This is a genomic window from Asanoa sp. NPDC050611 (assembly GCF_040654855.1).
Classification (GTDB): Bacteria; Actinomycetota; Actinomycetes; order Mycobacteriales; family Micromonosporaceae; genus Asanoa.
In genome coordinates, this window is record NZ_JBFAIU010000242.1 from 8,782 (window position 1) to 11,689 (window position 2,908).

General features: G+C 72.8%; 4 protein-coding genes. 2 read left to right on the top strand and 2 right to left on the bottom strand.

Annotated features, from left to right (window positions below; genetic code table 11):
* Both AB0H87_RS29265 and AB0H87_RS29270 read right to left on the bottom strand, forming a co-directional pair.
* A partial coding sequence (locus AB0H87_RS29265) for an aldehyde dehydrogenase family protein (RefSeq protein WP_360152550.1) occupies positions 1 to 775 on the bottom strand: 775 nt, incomplete at its 3' end.
* 4 nt (positions 776 to 779) lie between these two features.
* Positions 780 to 1,463, bottom strand: coding sequence for a TetR family transcriptional regulator (locus tag AB0H87_RS29270; RefSeq protein ID WP_360152553.1), 684 nt, complete (start codon positions 1,461 to 1,463; stop codon positions 780 to 782).
* A 78-nt stretch (positions 1,464 to 1,541) separates the two neighbouring features.
* Here AB0H87_RS29270 and AB0H87_RS29275 point away from each other — a divergent pair, with 78 nt between their 5' ends.
* Entirely contained in the window at positions 1,542 to 2,690 is a 1,149-nt protein-coding gene (locus AB0H87_RS29275) for an acyl-CoA dehydrogenase family protein (RefSeq protein WP_360152555.1), read from the top strand.
* Between the two features lie 18 nt (positions 2,691 to 2,708).
* A complete protein-coding gene (locus AB0H87_RS29280; RefSeq protein ID WP_360152558.1) occupies positions 2,709 to 2,855 on the top strand; it encodes a hypothetical protein in 147 nt (48 codons plus the stop codon).
* Positions 2,856 to 2,908: the final 53 nt, after the last annotated feature.

The window sequence follows — 2,908 nt, forward strand, 5'->3', positions numbered from 1 at the left end:
CCAGCTCGAGGGTGTCGCGGGCGTTGCGGTCGGCGGCCAGCCGGCTGATCGCCGCGCCGGTCGCCGTGGAGCCGGTGAACGAGACGACGTCGACGTCGGGGTGCGCCGCCAGCGCCGAGCCGGCGACCGGGCCCGAGCCGGTGACCAGGTTGACCACGCCGTGCGGCAGGCCGGCCTCGTCGATCGCGTCGAACAGCAGGTAGGCGGTCAGCGGGGTCAGCTCGGCCGGTTTCAACACGACCGTGCAGCCGGCCGCGAGCGCGGCGCCGACCTTGCCGATCACCTGGTGCAGCGGGTAGTTCCACGGTGTGATCGCACCGACGACGCCGGCGGGCTCGCGTACGACCAGCGAGTTTCTGATCGTCTCCGGCTCGAACCCGTCGCGGGCCCGGGCCGCGTAACCGGCCAGCACCGTCAGCGGCAGGCCGGTCTGCACCCGGTGGGCCACCTTGATCGGGGTGCCGACCTCGATCGCGATGGTCGCGGCGATCTGCTCGGCCCGCGCGCTCAGTGTGCCGAGCAGGCGGTCGAGGTGGTCGGCGCGGGCGTCGGGGGACAGGCCCGCCCACGGGTCGAACGCTGCCCGGGCCGCCGCGACCGCGCGGTCCACGTCGGCGCTGCCCGCGGCGGGGACCTGCGCGACGACCTCCTCGGTCGAGGGGTCCTGCACCGGCATCGGTAGCGCGTCGAGCGGGCTCACCCACTCGCCGTCGATGTAGAGCCGGTCGCGGTCGGCCACCTTCGCCGCGGCGCGGCCGGCCTCGGTCTGGTCCATTGCGTTACCTCCGGGTGGGTGCGGAGCGGGCGGTGCCGGGCGGTCGGTGGTGCGCGCCACCGACCACCTCTTCATACGTGATCTGGAGGCCCTTGATGACCGCTTCCAGCCCAAGCTCGAAGGCGCCCTCGTCGACCTCGCGCTGGTGTGCGGCCAGCCGGTGGGCCTGGCCGAGGTGTGGGTAGTCCGACGAGATGTAGATCGCCGGGTCGGACGCGAAGCCGCGGGCGAACGAGCCCAACGCGGAACCGGCCACCAGGTAGCGCATGAGCGCGCCGATGTGGGTCGCCCGCGCCGGCGGCCAGCCGGCCCGGACGAGGCCGCCGTAGACCGCGTCGGCCATGGCCAGGGCGCGCGGCCGCCGCCCTGGCCCGCGGGCTAAGTGCGGGACGATGTGGGGGTGTGCGGCCAGGGCGGCCCGGTAGGACCGGCCCCAGAGGCGCAGCGCGTCGGGCCACTCGTGGGTGGTGAAGCAGCCGATGTCGACGTCGGCGGTGATCTCGTCGGCCACCGCGTCGAGGATCGCGTCCTTGTTGGGGAAGTGGTTGTAGAGGGACGGCCCGCGGACCCCGAGCTGCGCGGCCAGCCGCCGCGTGGACACCGCCTCGAGCCCTTCGGCGTCGATCAGCTCGGCGGCCGTGTCGACGATGCGCTGCCGGGTGAGCAGCGCCTGACGCGGTCGGGGCATCGCGGCACTCCTCTCCGGTTATGCACAACTCGCGTGCCGGTCTGGACAGACGAAAACTACCACCGTTAGTTTATTGGCGTGGACCTCATCCTGTCACCCGAGCACGAGGCGAGCCGCGACCTCGCCGCCGAGTTCGTCGCACGCGAGGTCACGCCCCACGCCGCGGAGTGGGACAGGCGCGAGTCGGTCGACCGCGCGATCGTCAAACGCCTCGGTGACCTGGGTTTCCTCGGGCTGACCATCCCCGAGGAGCTGGGTGGCTCGGGCGGCGACCATCTCACCTACTGCCTTGTGCTCGAGGAGCTCGGTCGGGGCGACTCGTCGGTGCGGGGCATCGTCTCGGTCTCGCTGGGTCTCGTGGCGAAGACCATCGCAGCACACGGGTCCGACAGCCAGCGGTCGTCCTGGCTACCCCGCCTCTGCTCCGGCACGGCGCTCGGCTGTTTCGCGCTGACCGAGCCCGGCACCGGCTCCGACGCCGCCAACCTCGCGACCCGCGCCGTCCGCGACGGCGACGACTGGCTGCTCACGGGCTCGAAGCTGTTCATCACCAACGGCACCTGGGCCGACGTCGCGCTCGTCTTCGCGCGCACGGGCGGGCCAGGCCCGCGCGGCGTCACCGCGTTCCTCGTCGAGACCGACACGCCGGGGCTGACCCGCCGCGAGATCCACGGCAAGCTCGGCCTCCGCGGCCAGGCAACGGCAGAGCTGACCTTCGACGGCGTACGCGTCAGCGACGCCGCGCGGGTCGGCGCCGAGGGCCAAGGCTTCAAGATCGCCATGGGTACGCTCGACAAGGGGCGGATGTCGCTCGCCGCCGGCTGCGTCGGGCTGGCCCAGGCCTGTCTCGACGCCGCGGTGCGCTACGCCGGCGAGCGCACGCAGTTCGGCAAGCCGATCGCCGGCCACCAGCTCGTCCAGCGCCACCTCGCCCAGATCGCCGTCGACACCGCCGCCGCCCGACTACTCGTCTGGAGGGTCGCCGACCTGATCGACCGCGGCCAGCCGTTCGGCACCGAGGCGTCGATGGCCAAGCTCTTCGCCAGCGAGGCGGCCGTCCGCGCGGCCGACCGCGCCGTGCAGGTCTTCGGCGGCTACGGCTACATCGACGAGTACCCGGTCGGCAAATACCTCCGTGACGCCCGGGTGACCACGCTCTACGAGGGCACATCCGAGATACAGCAACTACTCATCGGGCGGGCGCTCACCGGCGTCGCCGCCTTCTGAGAAAGGTCAGGCAGAGCAATGCAACCGGTCTACTTCGCCGCGGCGCGGCGTACACCCATCGGACGGCTGCGGGGCGCGTTGTCGGCGGTCCGCGCCGACGACCTCGCCGCGCGGGCGCTGTCGGGGGTCCTCGCCGACGTCCCGGCGCTCGACAACTTGGGGTGATGGGTGATGTGATGCGGGCCGTCGGCTACCGGCGGCCGTTGCCGGTGTCCGAC

Coding starts and splice junctions, on each gene's coding strand:
- AB0H87_RS29280 (WP_360152558.1), top strand. CDS start 2,709: ATGCAACCGGTCTACTTCGCCGCGGCGCGGCGTACACCCATCGGACGG.
- AB0H87_RS29270 (WP_360152553.1), bottom strand. CDS start 1,463: ATGCCCCGACCGCGTCAGGCGCTGCTCACCCGGCAGCGCATCGTCGAC.